General features: G+C 61.2%; 15 protein-coding genes. 7 read left to right on the plus strand and 8 right to left on the minus strand.

The genetic code is table 11. From position 1 onward, the window contains the following. Window positions 1-39 precede the first annotated feature (39 nt). The 3 genes from recA to E1B25_RS17825 all read left to right on the plus strand — a co-directional run bounded on the left by recA (window position 40) and on the right by E1B25_RS17825 (window position 4,257). A complete protein-coding gene (gene recA / locus E1B25_RS17815; RefSeq protein WP_132830948.1) occupies window positions 40-1,119 on the plus strand; it encodes a recombinase RecA in 1,080 nt (359 codons plus the stop codon). 186 nt (window positions 1,120-1,305) lie between these two features. After that, window positions 1,306-3,966, plus strand: a complete 2,661-nt coding sequence (alaS, locus tag E1B25_RS17820) for an alanine--tRNA ligase (RefSeq protein WP_132830949.1) — start codon at window positions 1,306-1,308, stop codon at window positions 3,964-3,966. Between the two features lie 3 nt (window positions 3,967-3,969). After that, entirely contained in the window at window positions 3,970-4,257 is a 288-nt protein-coding gene (locus tag E1B25_RS17825; protein ID WP_132830950.1) for a DUF1330 domain-containing protein, read from the plus strand. A gap of 45 nt (window positions 4,258-4,302) precedes the next feature. Here the strand turns inward: E1B25_RS17825 and E1B25_RS17830 are convergent, their stop codons facing one another. From E1B25_RS17830 to E1B25_RS17865, 8 genes are all read right to left on the minus strand, one after another. Continuing rightward, window positions 4,303-4,884, minus strand: coding sequence for a VOC family protein (locus tag E1B25_RS17830; RefSeq protein ID WP_132830951.1), 582 nt, complete (start codon window positions 4,882-4,884; stop codon window positions 4,303-4,305). 130 nt (window positions 4,885-5,014) lie between these two features. Further along, complete coding sequence (gene typA / locus E1B25_RS17835) at window positions 5,015-6,829, minus strand: translational GTPase TypA (protein WP_132830952.1); 1,815 nt, start codon at window positions 6,827-6,829, stop codon at window positions 5,015-5,017. An 85-nt stretch (window positions 6,830-6,914) separates the two neighbouring features. Further along, a complete protein-coding gene (locus tag E1B25_RS17840; protein ID WP_132830953.1) occupies window positions 6,915-7,250 on the minus strand; it encodes a DMT family transporter in 336 nt (111 codons plus the stop codon). Window positions 7,251-7,384: 134 nt separating this feature from the next. Further along, the gene (locus E1B25_RS17845) at window positions 7,385-8,041 is read right to left on the minus strand and encodes a sulfotransferase family 2 domain-containing protein (protein WP_165937664.1); all 657 of its coding nucleotides are present in this window, start codon (window positions 8,039-8,041) and stop codon (window positions 7,385-7,387) included. A gap of 79 nt (window positions 8,042-8,120) precedes the next feature. After that, entirely contained in the window at window positions 8,121-9,335 is a 1,215-nt protein-coding gene (locus E1B25_RS17850) for an NADP-dependent isocitrate dehydrogenase (RefSeq protein ID WP_132830955.1), read from the minus strand. A gap of 175 nt (window positions 9,336-9,510) precedes the next feature. Then, window positions 9,511-10,101, minus strand: coding sequence for an HD domain-containing protein (locus tag E1B25_RS17855; RefSeq protein WP_132830956.1), 591 nt, complete (start codon window positions 10,099-10,101; stop codon window positions 9,511-9,513). Then, on the minus strand, window positions 10,098-10,340 hold the full coding sequence (locus tag E1B25_RS17860; protein ID WP_132830957.1) for a hypothetical protein: 243 nt from the start codon (window positions 10,338-10,340) through the stop codon (window positions 10,098-10,100). Before E1B25_RS17860 ends, E1B25_RS17855 begins: the two co-directional genes overlap by 4 nt. After that, complete coding sequence (locus E1B25_RS17865; protein WP_132830958.1) at window positions 10,340-10,993, minus strand: alpha/beta hydrolase; 654 nt, start codon at window positions 10,991-10,993, stop codon at window positions 10,340-10,342. Before E1B25_RS17865 ends, E1B25_RS17860 begins: the two co-directional genes overlap by 1 nt. A 183-nt stretch (window positions 10,994-11,176) precedes the next feature. On the opposite strand from E1B25_RS17865, the gene E1B25_RS17870 reads away from it, so the two are divergent. Genes E1B25_RS17870 through E1B25_RS17885 form a run of 4 tightly spaced genes read left to right on the plus strand, consistent with a single transcriptional unit; the run spans window position 11,177 to window position 15,211 of the window. Further along, window positions 11,177-11,686, plus strand: a complete 510-nt coding sequence (locus tag E1B25_RS17870) for an Rrf2 family transcriptional regulator (protein WP_132830959.1) — start codon at window positions 11,177-11,179, stop codon at window positions 11,684-11,686. Next, window positions 11,683-12,750 (plus strand): cysteine desulfurase family protein, encoded by a 1,068-nt coding sequence (locus tag E1B25_RS17875; protein ID WP_245510756.1) that lies wholly within the window; start codon window positions 11,683-11,685, stop codon window positions 12,748-12,750. The genes E1B25_RS17870 and E1B25_RS17875 overlap by 4 nt, the downstream gene beginning before the upstream one ends. Before the next feature lie 17 nt (window positions 12,751-12,767). After that, entirely contained in the window at window positions 12,768-14,291 is a 1,524-nt protein-coding gene (gene sufB, locus E1B25_RS17880) for a Fe-S cluster assembly protein SufB (protein ID WP_132830960.1), read from the plus strand. Continuing rightward, entirely contained in the window at window positions 14,288-15,211 is a 924-nt protein-coding gene (locus tag E1B25_RS17885) for an FkbM family methyltransferase (RefSeq protein ID WP_132830961.1), read from the plus strand. The genes sufB and E1B25_RS17885 overlap by 4 nt, the downstream gene beginning before the upstream one ends. Window positions 15,212-15,237: the final 26 nt, after the last annotated feature.

Here is a 15,237-nt window from a genome sequence, read left to right on the forward strand (position 1 = left end):
CCGGGATCGGGTGTGACACTAAGGAAGGTGAACGGGGCTATGGCGGATCTTCTGACAATGAGCAGCAAGCAAAACAAGAACAGCGCAGACAAGCAAAAAGCACTGGACAGCGCCTTGGCCCAGATCGAACGGCAGTTCGGCAAGGGATCGATCATGAAACTGGGGGGCGACAATCCGCTGCCTGAGATCGAGTCGACTTCAACCGGGTCCTTGGGGTTGGATATCGCGCTTGGCATCGGCGGATTGCCGATGGGTCGGATCGTCGAGATTTACGGGCCGGAAAGCTCGGGCAAGACGACGCTGACCCTGCATTGCATCGCCGAGCAGCAGAAAAAGGGCGGTGTCTGCGCCTTTGTTGATGCCGAACATGCGCTCGATCCGCTCTATGCGCGCAAACTCGGGGTGGATCTGGATGAGTTGCTGATTTCCCAGCCCGACACCGGCGAACAGGCGTTGGAAATCACCGATACGCTGGTGCGCTCCGGCGCGGTGAACATGGTGGTGGTCGATTCGGTCGCCGCGCTGACCCCCAAGTCCGAACTTGAAGGCGACATGGGCGATTCCAGCGTCGGCGTGCAGGCCCGGCTGATGAGCCAGGCGATGCGCAAGCTGACCGGCTCGATCAGCCGCTCCAACTGCATCGTGATCTTCATCAACCAGATCCGGATGAAGATCGGTGTGATGTTCGGCAGCCCGGAAACCACGACCGGCGGCAATGCGCTGAAATTCTACTCTTCGGTGCGGCTGGATATTCGCCGCATCGGTGCCATCAAGGACCGCGACGAGGTCGTTGGCAATGCCACCCGGGTCAAAGTAGTCAAGAACAAGGTGGCGCCGCCCTTCAAGCAGGTGGAATTCGACATCATGTATGGCGAAGGTATTTCCAAGACCGGCGAATTGCTGGATCTGGGCGTCAAGGCCGGGGTGGTGAACAAATCCGGCTCCTGGTTCAGTTATGGCGATGAACGGATCGGCCAGGGGCGCGAAAACGCCAAGGTGTTCTTGCGCGAGCATGAGCCCATTGCACTGGAGATCGAGGACAAGATCCGCGCCTCGCATGGGCTCGACTTCGACCTGACCGCGCGCGACGAGGGCGGCGAAGATATTCTGGAGGCCTGACCCGGTGGGGGGATCCTCCCCGCAGTATTGGCCAAAACGACTGCAGATGCAAACAGGGCGTGCCAGATGGCGCGCCCTGTTTGCATCTTGCCCGGCGCGAGGGCGGTGGACAGTGCCCGGGTGGGGGGATAAACCTGCGCAAACGGGATTTCCCGGCCACCCCCATAGCCCGTCAAGAGACATGCAATGCCCACGTTGAACGACATCCGATCGACCTTCCTGAATTATTTTGCCAAGCAGGGCCACGAAGTCGTGGACAGCAGCCCGCTGGTGCCGCGCAATGATCCCACACTGATGTTCACCAATGCTGGCATGGTTCAGTTCAAGAACCTGTTCACCGGGGTTGAGCATCGCGATTACAAACGCGCCACCTCGGCACAGAAATGTGTGCGCGCCGGCGGCAAGCACAATGACCTCGACAATGTGGGCTATACCGCGCGGCACCACACGTTTTTCGAAATGCTGGGGAATTTCTCCTTTGGGGATTACTTCAAGGAGGACGCGATCCGTTTTGCTTGGGAACTGATCACCAAGGACTACGGCATCAATCGCGACAAGCTTCTGGTCACGGTCTATCACACCGATGACGAGGCGGCCGCGATCTGGAAAAAAGTGGCCGGGTTTTCCGACGACAGGATCATCCGCATTCCCACCAATGACAACTTCTGGATGATGGGTGCGACCGGCCCCTGCGGCCCCTGCACCGAGATTTTCTATGATCACGGCGAACAGCATTGGGGCGGCCCTCCGGGAAGCCCGGATGAGGATGGCGACCGCTTCGTCGAGATCTGGAACCTCGTCTTCATGCAATATGAACAGCTCGAGGATGGCTCTCGCCGTGAATTGGCGGCGCAGTCGATCGATACCGGCATGGGGATCGAACGTGTCGCGGCCCTGATGCAAGGCACCAACGACAACTATGCCACCGACCTGATGCGCAGCCTGATCGAGGCCAGCGCCGAGGCGACCAAAACCGCGCCGGATGGCGAGGGCAGCGTGCATCACCGGGTGATTGCCGACCACCTGCGCTCGACCTCTTTCCTGATCGCCGATGGGGTGATGCCGGCCAATGACGGGCGCGGCTATGTGCTGCGCCGGATCATGCGCCGCGCGATGCGGCACGCGCATCTTCTGGGGGCCAAAGACCCGCTGATGTACCAACTGGTGCCGGCGCTGGTGCGCCAGATGGGGGCGGCCTATCCGGAACTCGGTCGCGCGCAGTCGATGATCGAAGAAACGCTGAAGCTGGAGGAGACCCGCTTCAAGCAGACGCTGGATCGTGGCCTGAAACTTCTTGACGATGAATTGGCGGAGCTGCCAGAGAATGCAGCGCTGCCCGGAAAATCGGCGTTCAAGCTGTATGACACCTATGGGTTCCCACTGGATCTGACACAGGATGCGCTGCGCGAAAAGGGCCGCTTGGTCGATACCGAAGGGTTCGACGAGGCCATGGCCGAGCAAAAGGCCAAGGCGCGTGCCGCTTGGGCCGGTTCGGGCGAGGCGGCGGATGCCACCATCTGGTACGACATCGCCGAGCAAGAGGGCGTGACCGATTTTCTGGGCTATGACACGGAAACGGCCGAAGGTCAGATCGTGGCCCTGGTACAGGATGGCAAAACTGTCGATCGGGTAAAATCTGGCGAAACCGTACAGATCGCCCTGAACCAGACGCCGTTTTATGCCGAATCCGGCGGTCAGGTTGGCGACAATGGCGTGATCCGGACCGAGGGTGGCGTGGCCAAGGTGACGGACACCCGAAAAGCGGCGGGTGTGTTCATTCACTTTGCCGAGGTGACCGAGGGTGAAATCGCCCGCGGTGAGGCGGCCATTCTGGATGTCGATCACAGTCGCCGCAGCGCTATTCGCGCCAACCACTCGGCCACGCACCTGTTGCACGAGGCGTTGCGCCATGCCCTTGGCGATCACGTGGCACAGCGCGGCTCGCTCAATGCGGCGGACCGGATGCGCTTTGATTTCAGCCATGCCAAGGCGCTGAGCGGCGACGAGTTGGAACAGGTCGAGGCCGAGGTTAACGACTACATCCGCCAGAACGCGCCGGTCGATACAAGGATCATGACCCCGGACGATGCCCGGGGGCTGGGCGCGCAGGCCCTGTTCGGCGAGAAATACGGCGACGAGGTGCGGGTGGTCTCCATGGGGGTGCAGCCGGGCTCGGGCAAGGGCGCGGACAAGCAGACCTATTCTCTGGAGCTCTGCGGCGGGACGCATGTGCGGCGCACCGGTGATATCGGTGAATTCGTGCTGCTGTCCGACAGTGCCAGCAGCGCCGGTGTGCGCCGGATCGAGGCCCTGACAGGCGAGGGCGCACAGAGCTATACGGCCCGGATGCGCCAGATCCTGTCCGTTCTGCAAAGCGATCTGAAGACCGCCCCCGATCATCTGGTCGAGCGCGTGCGCGCCGATCAGGCCAAAATCAAGGAGCTGAACAACGAGTTGGCCCAGCTGCGCCGTGAACTGGCCATGGCCGGCGGTGGCGGTCAGGCCGCGCCCGAGGCGAAAGACGTGGGCGGCAAGAAATTCGTGGCTCAGGTTCTCACCGGCGTGACGGGCAAGGATCTGCCGCCGCTGGTCGATGAACACAAGGCCCGGCTGGGCAGTGGCGCGGTTCTGTTGATCGCCGATACCGGCGGCAAGGCGGCGGTGGCCGCAGGCGTCACCAGCGATCTGACCGATGACCTCTCGGCGGTGGATCTGGTGCGCGCGGCGGTTGCGGAACTGGGCGGCAAGGGCGGCGGTGGCCGCCCGGATATGGCCCAGGGCGGTGGACAGAATATTGACAATGCCGAGGCGGCGATCCGCGCGGCGGAACAGGTGATGGAGAGATAAAAGATGGGTGCACTCTGGATTGCGCATGTGACGGTGACCGACGAAGAAGCTTATGGCAAATATGCCAAGCTGGCGGGCCCCGCGATCGCCAAGCATGGCGGCGAGTTCATTGCGCGGGCTGGCAAGTTCGTTCAGCTTGAGGGCAAGGAGCGGCCGCGCAATGTGGTGGCGAAATTCCCCACGGTGGATGCGGCTGTGACCTGCTATCACTCGCCCGAGTATCAGGAGGCTTTGAGCCATGCGCGCGGCGCGGCCGAACGCGAACTGATGGTTGTTGAGACCAGCGAATAAGATTGCAATCGCCCCGATCCCGCACGTCGGGGTCGGGGCGAATTCTTAGTACGGGTTTTGCGGCCCGCGATCCTCTGACAGGGATTGCTGTCGGCGCAGGACCAGATGTTCGATAGCATCGGCCAGATGGTCTTCGGCGATGTTGTAATCGCCGCGCGCCACCCGGATGCGGTGGGCTTCGATCATCACATCGGCATGGGTGCAGCCCGCAGGCGGTTCGAACCGATAGCAGGCCAGTTCGATCAGCAACCCCAGTGGATCGGTGAAATAGATCGAGTCCATGAACCCGCGATCCTTTGGCCCCGAGTGCCGGATCCCACGCGCGTCGAGTCGGGGCACGGCCTGACTGAAAACCGCCCGCGAAACGTTGAAGGCCAGATGATGCACACATCCCGGCTCGGTCGGGGTGCGGTTGGGGTCTGGCTTGCGGTTTTCGTTGGTAAAGACGGTGATCAGCCGCCCGTCGCCCGGATCGAAATACAGGTGCCCCTCGTTGGGGTCGTCCAGATTGGGCTGATCAAAGACAAAGGGCATGCCCAGTACCCCCTCCCAGAAATCAATCGAGGTTTGCCGATCAGCGCCGGTGAGCGTGATATGGTGTACGCCTTGAACTTGCAGCTTGCGCATGGGTCGTCTCCCTGTTGCGGGAAGTCTAGCACATGTGCGCGGAAATCAAGACACCACCGGGGGCGGGCGCTGTTTACGGTCAGGACCGCCGCAACGCGAAAGGCCGCCCAACGGCGGCCTTTCGTTTCGATCAGTAGTTTTTCGCGGCGCGTTTGCGCTCGTTCGGATCAAGATGGCGTTTGCGCATCCGGATCGATTGAGGCGTCACCTCGACCAATTCGTCATCGTTGATATAGGCGATGGCCTCTTCCAGCGACAGGGTGATCGGCGTTGTCAGTTTTACCGCCTCATCGGTCCCAGAGGCGCGCACGTTGGTCAGTTTCTTGCCCTTGAGCGGGTTGACCTCAAGGTCGTTGTCGCGGCTGTGTTCGCCGATGACCATGCCCTGATAAATCTTGGTCTGCGGCCCGACAAAGAGCTTGCCGCGCGCCTCAAGGTTCCAAAGCGCATAGGCCACGGCATCGCCGGTTTCCATCGAGATCAGCACACCCTGACGACGGCCCGGGATCGACCCTTTGTAAGGCGACCACGAATGGAACACGCGGTTCAAAACGCCGGTGCCGCGGGTGTCGGTGAGAAATTCACCATGATAGCCGATCAACCCACGCGACGGCACATGCGCGACAATACGGGTCTTGCCAGCGTTCTGGCGCATTTCGACCAGATCACCCTTGCGAGGACCGGTGATCTTTTCGATTACGGCGCCGGAATATTCGTCATCGACGTCGATGGTGACTTCTTCGATCGGCTCAAGGCGTTTGCCATCTTCTTCGCGCATGATCACCTGCGGGCGCGAAATGCTCAGCTCGAAGCCTTCACGGCGCATGTTTTCGATCAACACGCCCATTTGCAATTCGCCGCGACCCGAAACCTCAAAGGCTTCGCCGCCCGGTGTGTCGGCGATCTTGATGGCGACGTTTGATTCCGCTTCTTTCATCAGCCGTTCGCGGATCACCCGCGATTGCACCTTTTTGCCTTCGCGGCCGGCAAACGGGCTGTCGTTGATGCCGAAGGTCACGGTGATGGTCGGCGGGTCGATCGGCTGTGCGTCAAGCGGCACGTCCACGGCCAGCGCGCAGATGGTGTCGGCCACGGTGGCCTTCTGCATGCCGGCGATGCTGACGATATCGCCGGCTTCCCCTTCGTCGATGTCGCTTTGGCCAAGACCCCGGAAGGCCTGCACACGGGTGACACGAAACTGCTCGATCTTTTGGCCGATCCGCGACAGGGCCTGAACCGTCTGGCCAACCTTGACGCGGCCGGTCTCGATCCGTCCGGTCAGGATGCGCCCCACGAAGGGGTCAGCACCCAGCGTGGTCGCCAGCATCCGGAAATCTTCGCCCTGATGCTTGATCTGCTTCGGGGCGGGCACGTGGTTGACCACAAGGTTGAACAGCGCCGAGAGATCCTTGCGCGGACCATCCAGCTCTGCATCGCACCAGCCAGAGCGGCCAGAGGCATAGAGATGGGGAAAGTCGAGCTGGTCGTCATCGGCATCGAGCGAGCCGAACAGGTCGAACACCTCGTTGAGCGCGCGGTCGGGCTCGGCATCCGGTTTGTCGACCTTGTTCAGCACCACGATGGGACGAAGCCCCAGCGCCAGCGCCTTGGAAGTGACGAATTTGGTTTGGGGCATCGGGCCTTCGGCCGCGTCCACCAGCAGAACGACACCATCGACCATCGACAGGATACGCTCCACCTCGCCGCCGAAATCGGCGTGACCGGGCGTATCGACGATGTTGATACGGGTGCCTTTCCATTCCACGCTGGTCGCTTTGGCCAGAATGGTGATGCCGCGTTCGCGTTCCAGGTCGTTGCTGTCCATGGCGCGTTCGGCCACAGCCTGGTTTTCACGGAAGGCGCCGGATTGTTTCAGCAGCTCATCCACCAGTGTGGTCTTGCCGTGGTCAACGTGTGCGATAATCGCGATATTGCGAAGGTCCATTAAGTAAGCCTCAAATCGGGGGTTGGGGCCGCATAGCCTGCTGCAGCGCAGAACGCCAGCGTAAAAGCACGCTGAGGCGGCCGGATCAGTGGGTGGTGGTGCCCGAAAACACGTTGATCACCACGATTCCGGCGATGATCAAGCCAAGTCCGAGCAGCGCCGGCAGGTCCAACCGCTGGCCAAAGGCAACCATCCCGATCCCGGCAATGAACACGATGCCCAGCCCGGACCAGATCGCATAGACGACGCCCACCGGCATCACCCGCAGCACCAGCGCGAGCAGATAGAAACTGAGCGCATAGGCCACGACCACCAGAATCGAGGGCAGCAGGCGGGAAAACTGTTGGCTGGCCTGCAACGCCGAGGTGCCAATGGTCTCGGCAGCCACGGCAAGGATCAGATACACGTAATGCGCGGGCATCAGCCCCTCCATGCTTGAGTCCCACAGGTCTGCACGATCTAGGGCTCGGGAGGCAATCCCGATTGTTCCGCCGGGAAGTATTCGGCCCTCGGTTGAAAGCCGGTCGCGGCGCCCCCACGGGGGACGCGCAGCGGTCAATCGAAGCTGTAGTCGAACAGCGCGATGTCGCGGGCGTGGCGGCGCGCGATTCGCTCAGAATCCACATCGTTGTAGAACCGACGATAATCCTCATTGGGGTGCGAGGCATTGATGCGCGCGCCCTCGGGCGGAATGTTCAGACGCAGCCCATAGCGGTCGCGCAGACCTTCAAGATCCGCGTGCAGGTTTTCCTGCCGCAGAATGTCCGAGACCGCGATCTTGCCCCTGTCGTCCAGGATCCAGTCGCTGATCTGGCGGCGCATGTAATCATCGCAGGAGCGCAGCGGATCCTCGTCGTCGAGCCATTTGATATAGTCGGAAAAGCTCAGATCCTTGATCTGCTCATGCTCCAACGGCATCCCGGAGTGGCGCCCGCCAGTGTCGCGACCAACATAGTGATACCAGGACACGTGCCAATCCCACGGGTTCCGGATCACCGTGAACAGAATATTGTCGTCCAGGTTTCTGCCGCGGTCGGCAAAGATTTTCTTGTACTGACGATAGGTCAGGTGCCCGGAGGCCTCGCGCCAGCGCATGGTCGGGCACCATTTGTACCGCAGACCAAAGGCCGAGGAGACGAAGCTCCCGCCGCATTTCGGGGTGTGGATAAAGACCATCCGCTCCCCGGCCCAGGGGTTCAGCGCTTCGCTCATATTATGCGGGACTAACATGGCGCTCGCATAGAGAAACCGGACGGAAAGGAAAAGCCCCCTCCGCCCGAAAATTACCGCGTCAGCGCGTAAGCGCCGCGTTCAGGTTTTCGTCGACCTTTTCAAGGAACCCTATGGTGGTCAGCCATTTCTGATCCGGCCCCACCAGCAGCGCCAGATCCTTGGTCATCGAGCCGGATTCGACGGTTTCGATCACCACCCGTTCCAGCGTCTCGGCAAAGCTTTGCAATGCGGCGTTATCGTCCAGCTTGGCCCGGTGCTTGAGCCCGCCGGTCCAGGCAAAGATCGAGGCGATGGAATTGGTAGAGGTCGCCTTGCCGGCCTGATGCTGGCGATAATGCCGGGTGACGGTGCCATGCGCCGCCTCGGCCTCGACGATCTGGCCATCCGGGGTCATCAGTTGCGAGGCCATCATGCCAAGGCTGCCAAACCCCTGCGCCACGGTGTCGGACTGTACGTCGCCGTCATAGTTTTTGCAGGCCCAGACAAAACCGCCCGACCATTTCAAGGAACTGGCGACCATATCGTCGATCAGCCGGTGTTCGTACCAGATGCCCTTTGCCTTGAAGGCGTCGGCGAACTCTTCTTCAAAGACCTGCTGGAACAGATCCTTGAAGCGGCCGTCATAGGCTTTCAGAATGGTGTTCTTGGTCGACAGATAGACCGGCCAGCCCAAGTTGAGCCCGTAATTCAGCGAGGCGCGGGCAAAGTCGATGATCGACGCGTCGAGGTTGTACATCGCCATGGTCACCCCGGCGGAGGGGGCGTCATAGACGTCCCTTTCGATCACGGTGCCGTCTTCGCCTTCGAATTTCAGGGTGATCTTGCCGGCACCGGGAAAGCGGAAATCAGTCGCTTTGTACTGATCGCCAAAGGCATGGCGGCCGACCACGATGGGCTTGGTCCAGCCCGGCACCAGACGCGGCACGTTCTTGCAGATGATAGGGGCGCGGAACACCACGCCGCCCAGAATGTTGCGGATGGTGCCGTTGGGGCTGGGATACATCCGCTTGAGGCCGAATTCCTCGACCCGGGCCTCGTCCGGGGTGATGGTGGCGCATTTGACGCCGACGCCGACCTCTTTGATCTTCATGGCGGCGTCCACGGTGATGGTGTCATCCGTGCGGTCGCGTTCCTGAATGCTCAGATCATAATAAAGCAGGTCGAGATCCAGATAGGGCAGGATCAGCTTTTGCTTGATGAAATCCCAGATGATCCGGGTCATTTCGTCGCCGTCGATTTCGACGATCGGGTTGTCCACCTTGATCTTGGTCATGGCTGCGGTCCCTGTGTTGCGGAGGAGGAGTCGGGCGCGGCTTACTCCAATTCAAAAGGCGACGAAAGGTTGTGTACCGATGTATACTGATTTGTCGCAGCCAAGGTTGCAGCCAAGGGCACGGGCCGGCTGCGACCCGCTGAAAATACAGGCGGTCAAGCCCAGATAGGCAAGCTCAGGCTGTGCCATCCCGACGGGCAAAGAACGCGGTAAGTTTGGGGAGCAGCCAGTCCCACAGGCCGGGGGCGCCGCGCCGGATCGGAACGCCAACGCGGGTATCAAGCTGGTCCAGCGTGACCTCGTATTCGTCCCAGGTGCCGCCGCCGTTTTCAAGATTGATGACCGGGACCTGAAACCGGTCGATCGCCTTGGCGAATTTCGCATCCGGAGTCTGCGCGGCCTCGAATTCCTCCCACAAGGTGCGAAAGGACTCGGCCTGATCGCCGGGCAGCAGGCCGAACAGCCGCCGGGCGGCTGCGGCCTCTTTCCGGGCCATCTCTTCGTGATCGGGGTTGCCGTGGATCGGCGCATCTCCGGCGTCGATCTCGACGATGTCATGCAGCAAAAGCATCCGAAGAACGCGGTCGACCTGCACCTCTGGTCCGGCCTGATCGGCCAGAACCAGCGCGTGCAGCATGATATGCCAGCTATGCTCGGCCGAGTTTTCCCGCCGCGCGCCCGACACCAGACGCGAGGCACGCAGCACGGATTTGAGCTTGTCCGCCTCTTTCAGGAACCCGATCTGGGCGTCGAGCCGGGCGGTCATGCGCCCGGCTTTCCGCTTGCCGACAACTCGGCCAACCGGCGTTGCAGGAACCGGCGCGCGTTGCGCTCGGCCAGACGAATACGCACCGCCGTCAGAAATGCCTCTTCCAGCGATTGCGAAGACGCGCCCAGCGCCTCCCCAACCTCGGTATACAGCCGTTCTTCCCCGGTCTTGTCCATCGCCGCCAGCGTGTCTTCGGCAAGCTTGTCGGCCAAATGGTCCAGCGTGCTCGCAGACATCAGCGGGTGCTTTCCGTCAGCCGCCGCTTCACATACTCGGTCGTGGTGTCCAGCAACGTGTCCATATGCGGCCCCTGGAAGAAGTGATCCGCGCCCTCGACCTCTTCATGGGTGATGGTGATGCCCTTTTGCTCGTGCAGCTTGTTGACCAGCGCTGTGGTATCGGCGGGCGGCGCGACGCGGTCGGATTTGCCGTTGATGATCAATCCCGAAGACGGGCAGGGGGCAAGGAACGAGAAATCGTACATATTTGCCGGCGGCGATACGCTGATGAATCCGGTGATCTCGGGGCGGCGCATCAGCAGTTGCATGCCGATCCACGCGCCGAACGAGAAACCCGCAACCCAGCAATGCTTGGAGTTGTTGTTCATCGACTGCAGGTAATCCAGCGCCGAGGCGGCATCAGACAGCTCGCCCACGCCTTGGTCGTATTCGCCTTGGCTGCGACCGACGCCGCGGAAATTGAACCGCAGAACGGTGAAGCCCATGTTGTAGAACGCATAGTGCAGATTATAGACGACCTTGTTGTTCATCGTGCCCCCGAATTGCGGGTGCGGATGCAAAACGATCGCGATCGGCGCGTCCTTTTCCTTTTGCGGGTGATAGCGGCCTTCCAGGCGGCCTTCAGGTCCGGCGAAAATCACCTCGGGCATATGGCTTACAAGTCCTATTTATTGGTCGGAAGGGGCCTTGGATAATCTTGACAAAATCGCTAAGGCACCTTAGAACGTTTCTAATTGCGCCTGGCTCGGCACTTTCGGTGTCAAGCGGAGATACGCATTGATCGGCGCTACGTCAAGAATCTCGCGCAAAAGCTTGTCTGGAGACCAGAAAAAATGAAGCTTTCGACAAAGGGGCGCTATGCGATGGTCGCGCTGGCCGATATCGCGCTCCAACCCGAGGGGGCGCTGGTCACCCTTGGAGAGATCTCTCAACGTCAGAAGATTTCTCTTCCCTATCTCGAACAACTCTTCGTCAAATTGCGCCGCGCCAAACTGGTCGCCTCGGTGCGCGGCCCCGGCGGCGGCTATCGTCTGGCGCGCCCCACCTCTGAAATTCGCATTGTCGATGTTCTGTCCGCCGTGGATGAGACGGTGGACGCCATGCACAAGGGGGCCGGGGCTTCGGGCGGATCGTCCGGCAGTCGGGCGCAATCGCTGACCAACCGTCTGTGGGAAGGGCTGAGCGCGCATGTCTATGTGTTCCTGCACCAGACCCGACTGTCGGACGTGGTGGAAAACGAACTGGCGCCTTGCCCGGCGGTGCCGACGATCTTTTCCGTGATCGATATCGTGGACGATTCCGCGATCGATGTTCTGGCCGATGATGAGGTCGATTCGGAATGACCGGGGCTATGCGACGCGCTGGCGGTCGGGTCTATCTGGATCACAACGCCACGACCCCCCTGCGCCCCGAGGCGCGGGCGGCGATGATCGCGGCGATGGATGTCGCGGGCAACCCTTCCAGTGTCCACGCCGAGGGGCGGGCGGCCAAGGCTTTGATCGAACGCGCCCGCGCGCAGGTGGCGGCGGCCTTTGGCGCCGAAGGGGCAGATGTAGTGTTTACCTCAGGCGCGACCGAGGCGGCGGCACTGGCCTGCGAGGGGCGCGATCTGCATGGCAGCGGGGTCGAGCACGACGCGGTGCGCGCCTGGATCACCGAGGATCTTGAGGTGGATCAGACGGGCAGGGTGCAGGTTACCGATCCCGCGCAGTCTGTCCTGCAGATGGCCAATTCCGAGACCGGGATCGTGCAAGATCTGCCCGAGGGGTTGGCAGTCACGGATGCCACGCAGGTCTTTGGCAAGCTGCCGGTGGCTTTCAACTGGTGCGGCGCGCAGATGGCGCTGATCTCGGCGCATAAGCTGGGCGGGCCCAAGGGAATCGGCGCGCTGGTGCTGCGGCGCGGCACCGATCTGGCCGCCCGGATTCGCGGCGGCGGGCAAGAGATGGGTCGCCGTTCTGGCACCGAGAACGTGATCGGAATCGCTGGTTTCGGCGCCGCCGCCGAGGCCGCCGCGCGGGATCTGGCCGGCGGAGTCTGGGATCGGGTCGCAGAAGTTAGAGATATTCTAGAATCATCTATTGCGGGTTCCGCCAAACAGACTATTTTTGTCGGGAAAGATATGCCGCGCCTGCCGAACACCTCTTGCTTGGTGACGCCGGGCTGGAAGGGGGAGACCCAGGTGATGCAGATGGATCTTGCCGGATTTGCGATCAGCGCGGGCAGCGCCTGTTCCAGCGGCAAGGTTCGCGCCAGCCGGGTGCTGACGTCGATGGGATATGACGAGGTCATGGCCGCCAGCGCGATCCGTGTGTCGCTGGGGCCGGATGTGACCGAAGAGGATGCGCTGCGCTTTGCTGAAGCGTGGTTGGAAAAAGAAAAGAAGCACCGCGCCAAAGCGGCGTGAGTTCAGGAGTGATACCGATGGCCGTTGAGGACCAGACACAAGTGAAAGAAGGCGTCGATCAGGACACCGTCGATGCCGTGCGCGAAGTGGGCGGGGCCTATAAATACGGCTGGGAAACCGATATTGAGATGGACTATGCCCCCAAGGGGCTGACCGAGGACATCGTGCGGCTGATCTCGAGCAACAATGGCGAGCCGGAGTGGATGACACAGTGGCGTCTGCAAGCCTATGCCCGCTGGCTGAAGATGAAAGAGCCCGACTGGGCGATGATCGACTATCCCGAGATCGATTTTCAGGACCAGTATTACTATGCTCGCCCCAAGAGCATGGAAGTAAAGCCGAAATCGCTGGATGATGTCGATCCCAAGCTGCTGGCGACCTATGCGAAACTGGGCATTCCACTGAAGGAACAGATGATTCTTGCCGGAGTCGAGGGCGCCGAATCGGCGCCCGCCGAGGGCCGCAAGGTGGCCGTCGATGCGGTGTTCGATTCCGTTTCGGTCGGCACCACGTTTCAGGCCGAATTGAAACGGGCTGGCGTGATCTTCTGCTCGATCTCCGAGGCGATCAAGGAACACCCGGAACTGGTCAAGAAATACCTTGGCTCGGTCGTGCCGGTCTCGGACAATTTCTATGCCACGTTGAACAGCGCGGTGTTTTCGGATGGATCCTTTGTGTATGTGCCGCCCGGCGTGCGCTGCCCGATGGAACTGTCGACCTATTTCCGCATCAACGCGGAAAACACCGGCCAGTTCGAACGCACCCTGATCATCGCCGACAAAGGCTCGTTTGTGTCTTATCTCGAAGGCTGCACCGCGCCGCAGCGGGACAAGGCGCAACTGCATGCGGCGGTGGTCGAGATCATCATCGAAGAAGATGCCGAGGTGAAATACTCCACCGTTCAGAACTGGTATCCCGGTGATGAACAGGGCAAGGGCGGCATCTATAACTTTGTCACCAAACGCGCCGATTGTCGTGGTGACCGCGCCAAGGTGATGTGGACCCAGGTCGAAACTGGCTCCGCCGTGACTTGGAAATACCCGTCCTGCATCCTGCGCGGGGATGAAAGCCAAGGCGAATTCTATTCGATCGCCATCACCAACAACATGCAACAGGCCGATACCGGCACCAAGATGGTTCATCTGGGCAAGAACACCCGATCGCGCATCGTGTCCAAGGGGATCAGTGCCGGTCACGCGCAGAACACCTATCGCGGTCTGGTTTCGATGCATCCCAAGGCCAAGAATAGCCGCAACTATACCCAATGCGACAGCCTGCTGATCGGCGACAAATGCGGGGCGCACACGGTTCCCTATATCGAGGTCAAGAACAACTCCTCGCGGGTCGAGCACGAGGCGACCACCTCAAAGGTGGACGAGGACCAGCTGTTCTATTGCCGCTCGCGCGGGATGGACGAAGAGGAATCCGTGGCACTGGTGGTCAACGGGTTCTGCAAGGACGTGCTGCAGGCGCTGCCGATGGAATTCGCCATGGAGGCGCAGCAGCTTGTCGCCATCTCGCTTGAAGGATCGGTGGGATGAGCGCGGACGGCGCACCCGAGGTCGGCACGGCCCCCCGCGTCCGTCGCCTGCTGCGACAGCGGGTGGCCTTTCTGCGGTCCGCGCTGACGCCAGAGCGCCCCTTGCGGATTGTTGATGTCGGCGCCAACCCGATCAATACGCCCGACTACGACGCCCTGCTGGACATGGGCGGTTGCGAGGTCTGGGGGTTCGAGCCCGAGGAAAAAGCCTTTGCCGAGCTGGAGGCCAACCCGCGCCCCGGGGCGCATTACATCAACAAGGCGGTCGGCGCGCCGGGCAAGGGCACCTTTTACAATCACCCGCAGAACGGGCTCGGCTCGCTCTATCCGGTCAGCAAGGAGTCGGTGGCGTTTCTTGGTCATCCCGGCTGGCATCGCGACGATGTCGAAACCGCCGAGATTGATTTGGTCGCGCTGGACGATCTGGATGACCTGCCGCCGCCTGACCTGCTGAAGATCGACATCCAGGGCGGCGAGCTGGACGTGATCAGCAACGCGCGGGAAAAGCTGTCGCAAGCGGTCTGTGTGATCCCCGAGGTGCGGTTTTACCGGATGTACGAGGGCGAACCGCTGTGGGGCAAGCTTGACGTGGAACTGCACGATCAGGGCTTTGTTCTGCACAAACTGATGTTCTCGAAACCCACCATGATCCCGAATTCGCAGGGCGAGCGGCTCAAACGGAAGGTGGTGCGCAACCAGCTGATCGACGGCGACGCGGTCTATATCCGCAACCCCGAGGTGCCGCAGGAGTGGAGCGATGAGCAGCTCAAACAGCTCGCTATAGCCTCGGCCGGGGTGTTTTCCAGCTTTGATCTCACACTGTTCTGCCTTGACCGGCTGTCAGATCGCGGCGTGATCGCCCCGGACGTGGCCAAAGGCTTTGTCGATGTCTTGCCAGCTTGGGTGAAGAAACCGGAATAATTCGTTGTTATTTCAAGTAATCCGGA

Origin of the sequence: Antarcticimicrobium sediminis, assembly GCF_004348975.1 — a bacterium.
GTDB classification, from domain to species: domain Bacteria; phylum Pseudomonadota; class Alphaproteobacteria; order Rhodobacterales; family Rhodobacteraceae; genus Antarcticimicrobium; species Antarcticimicrobium sediminis.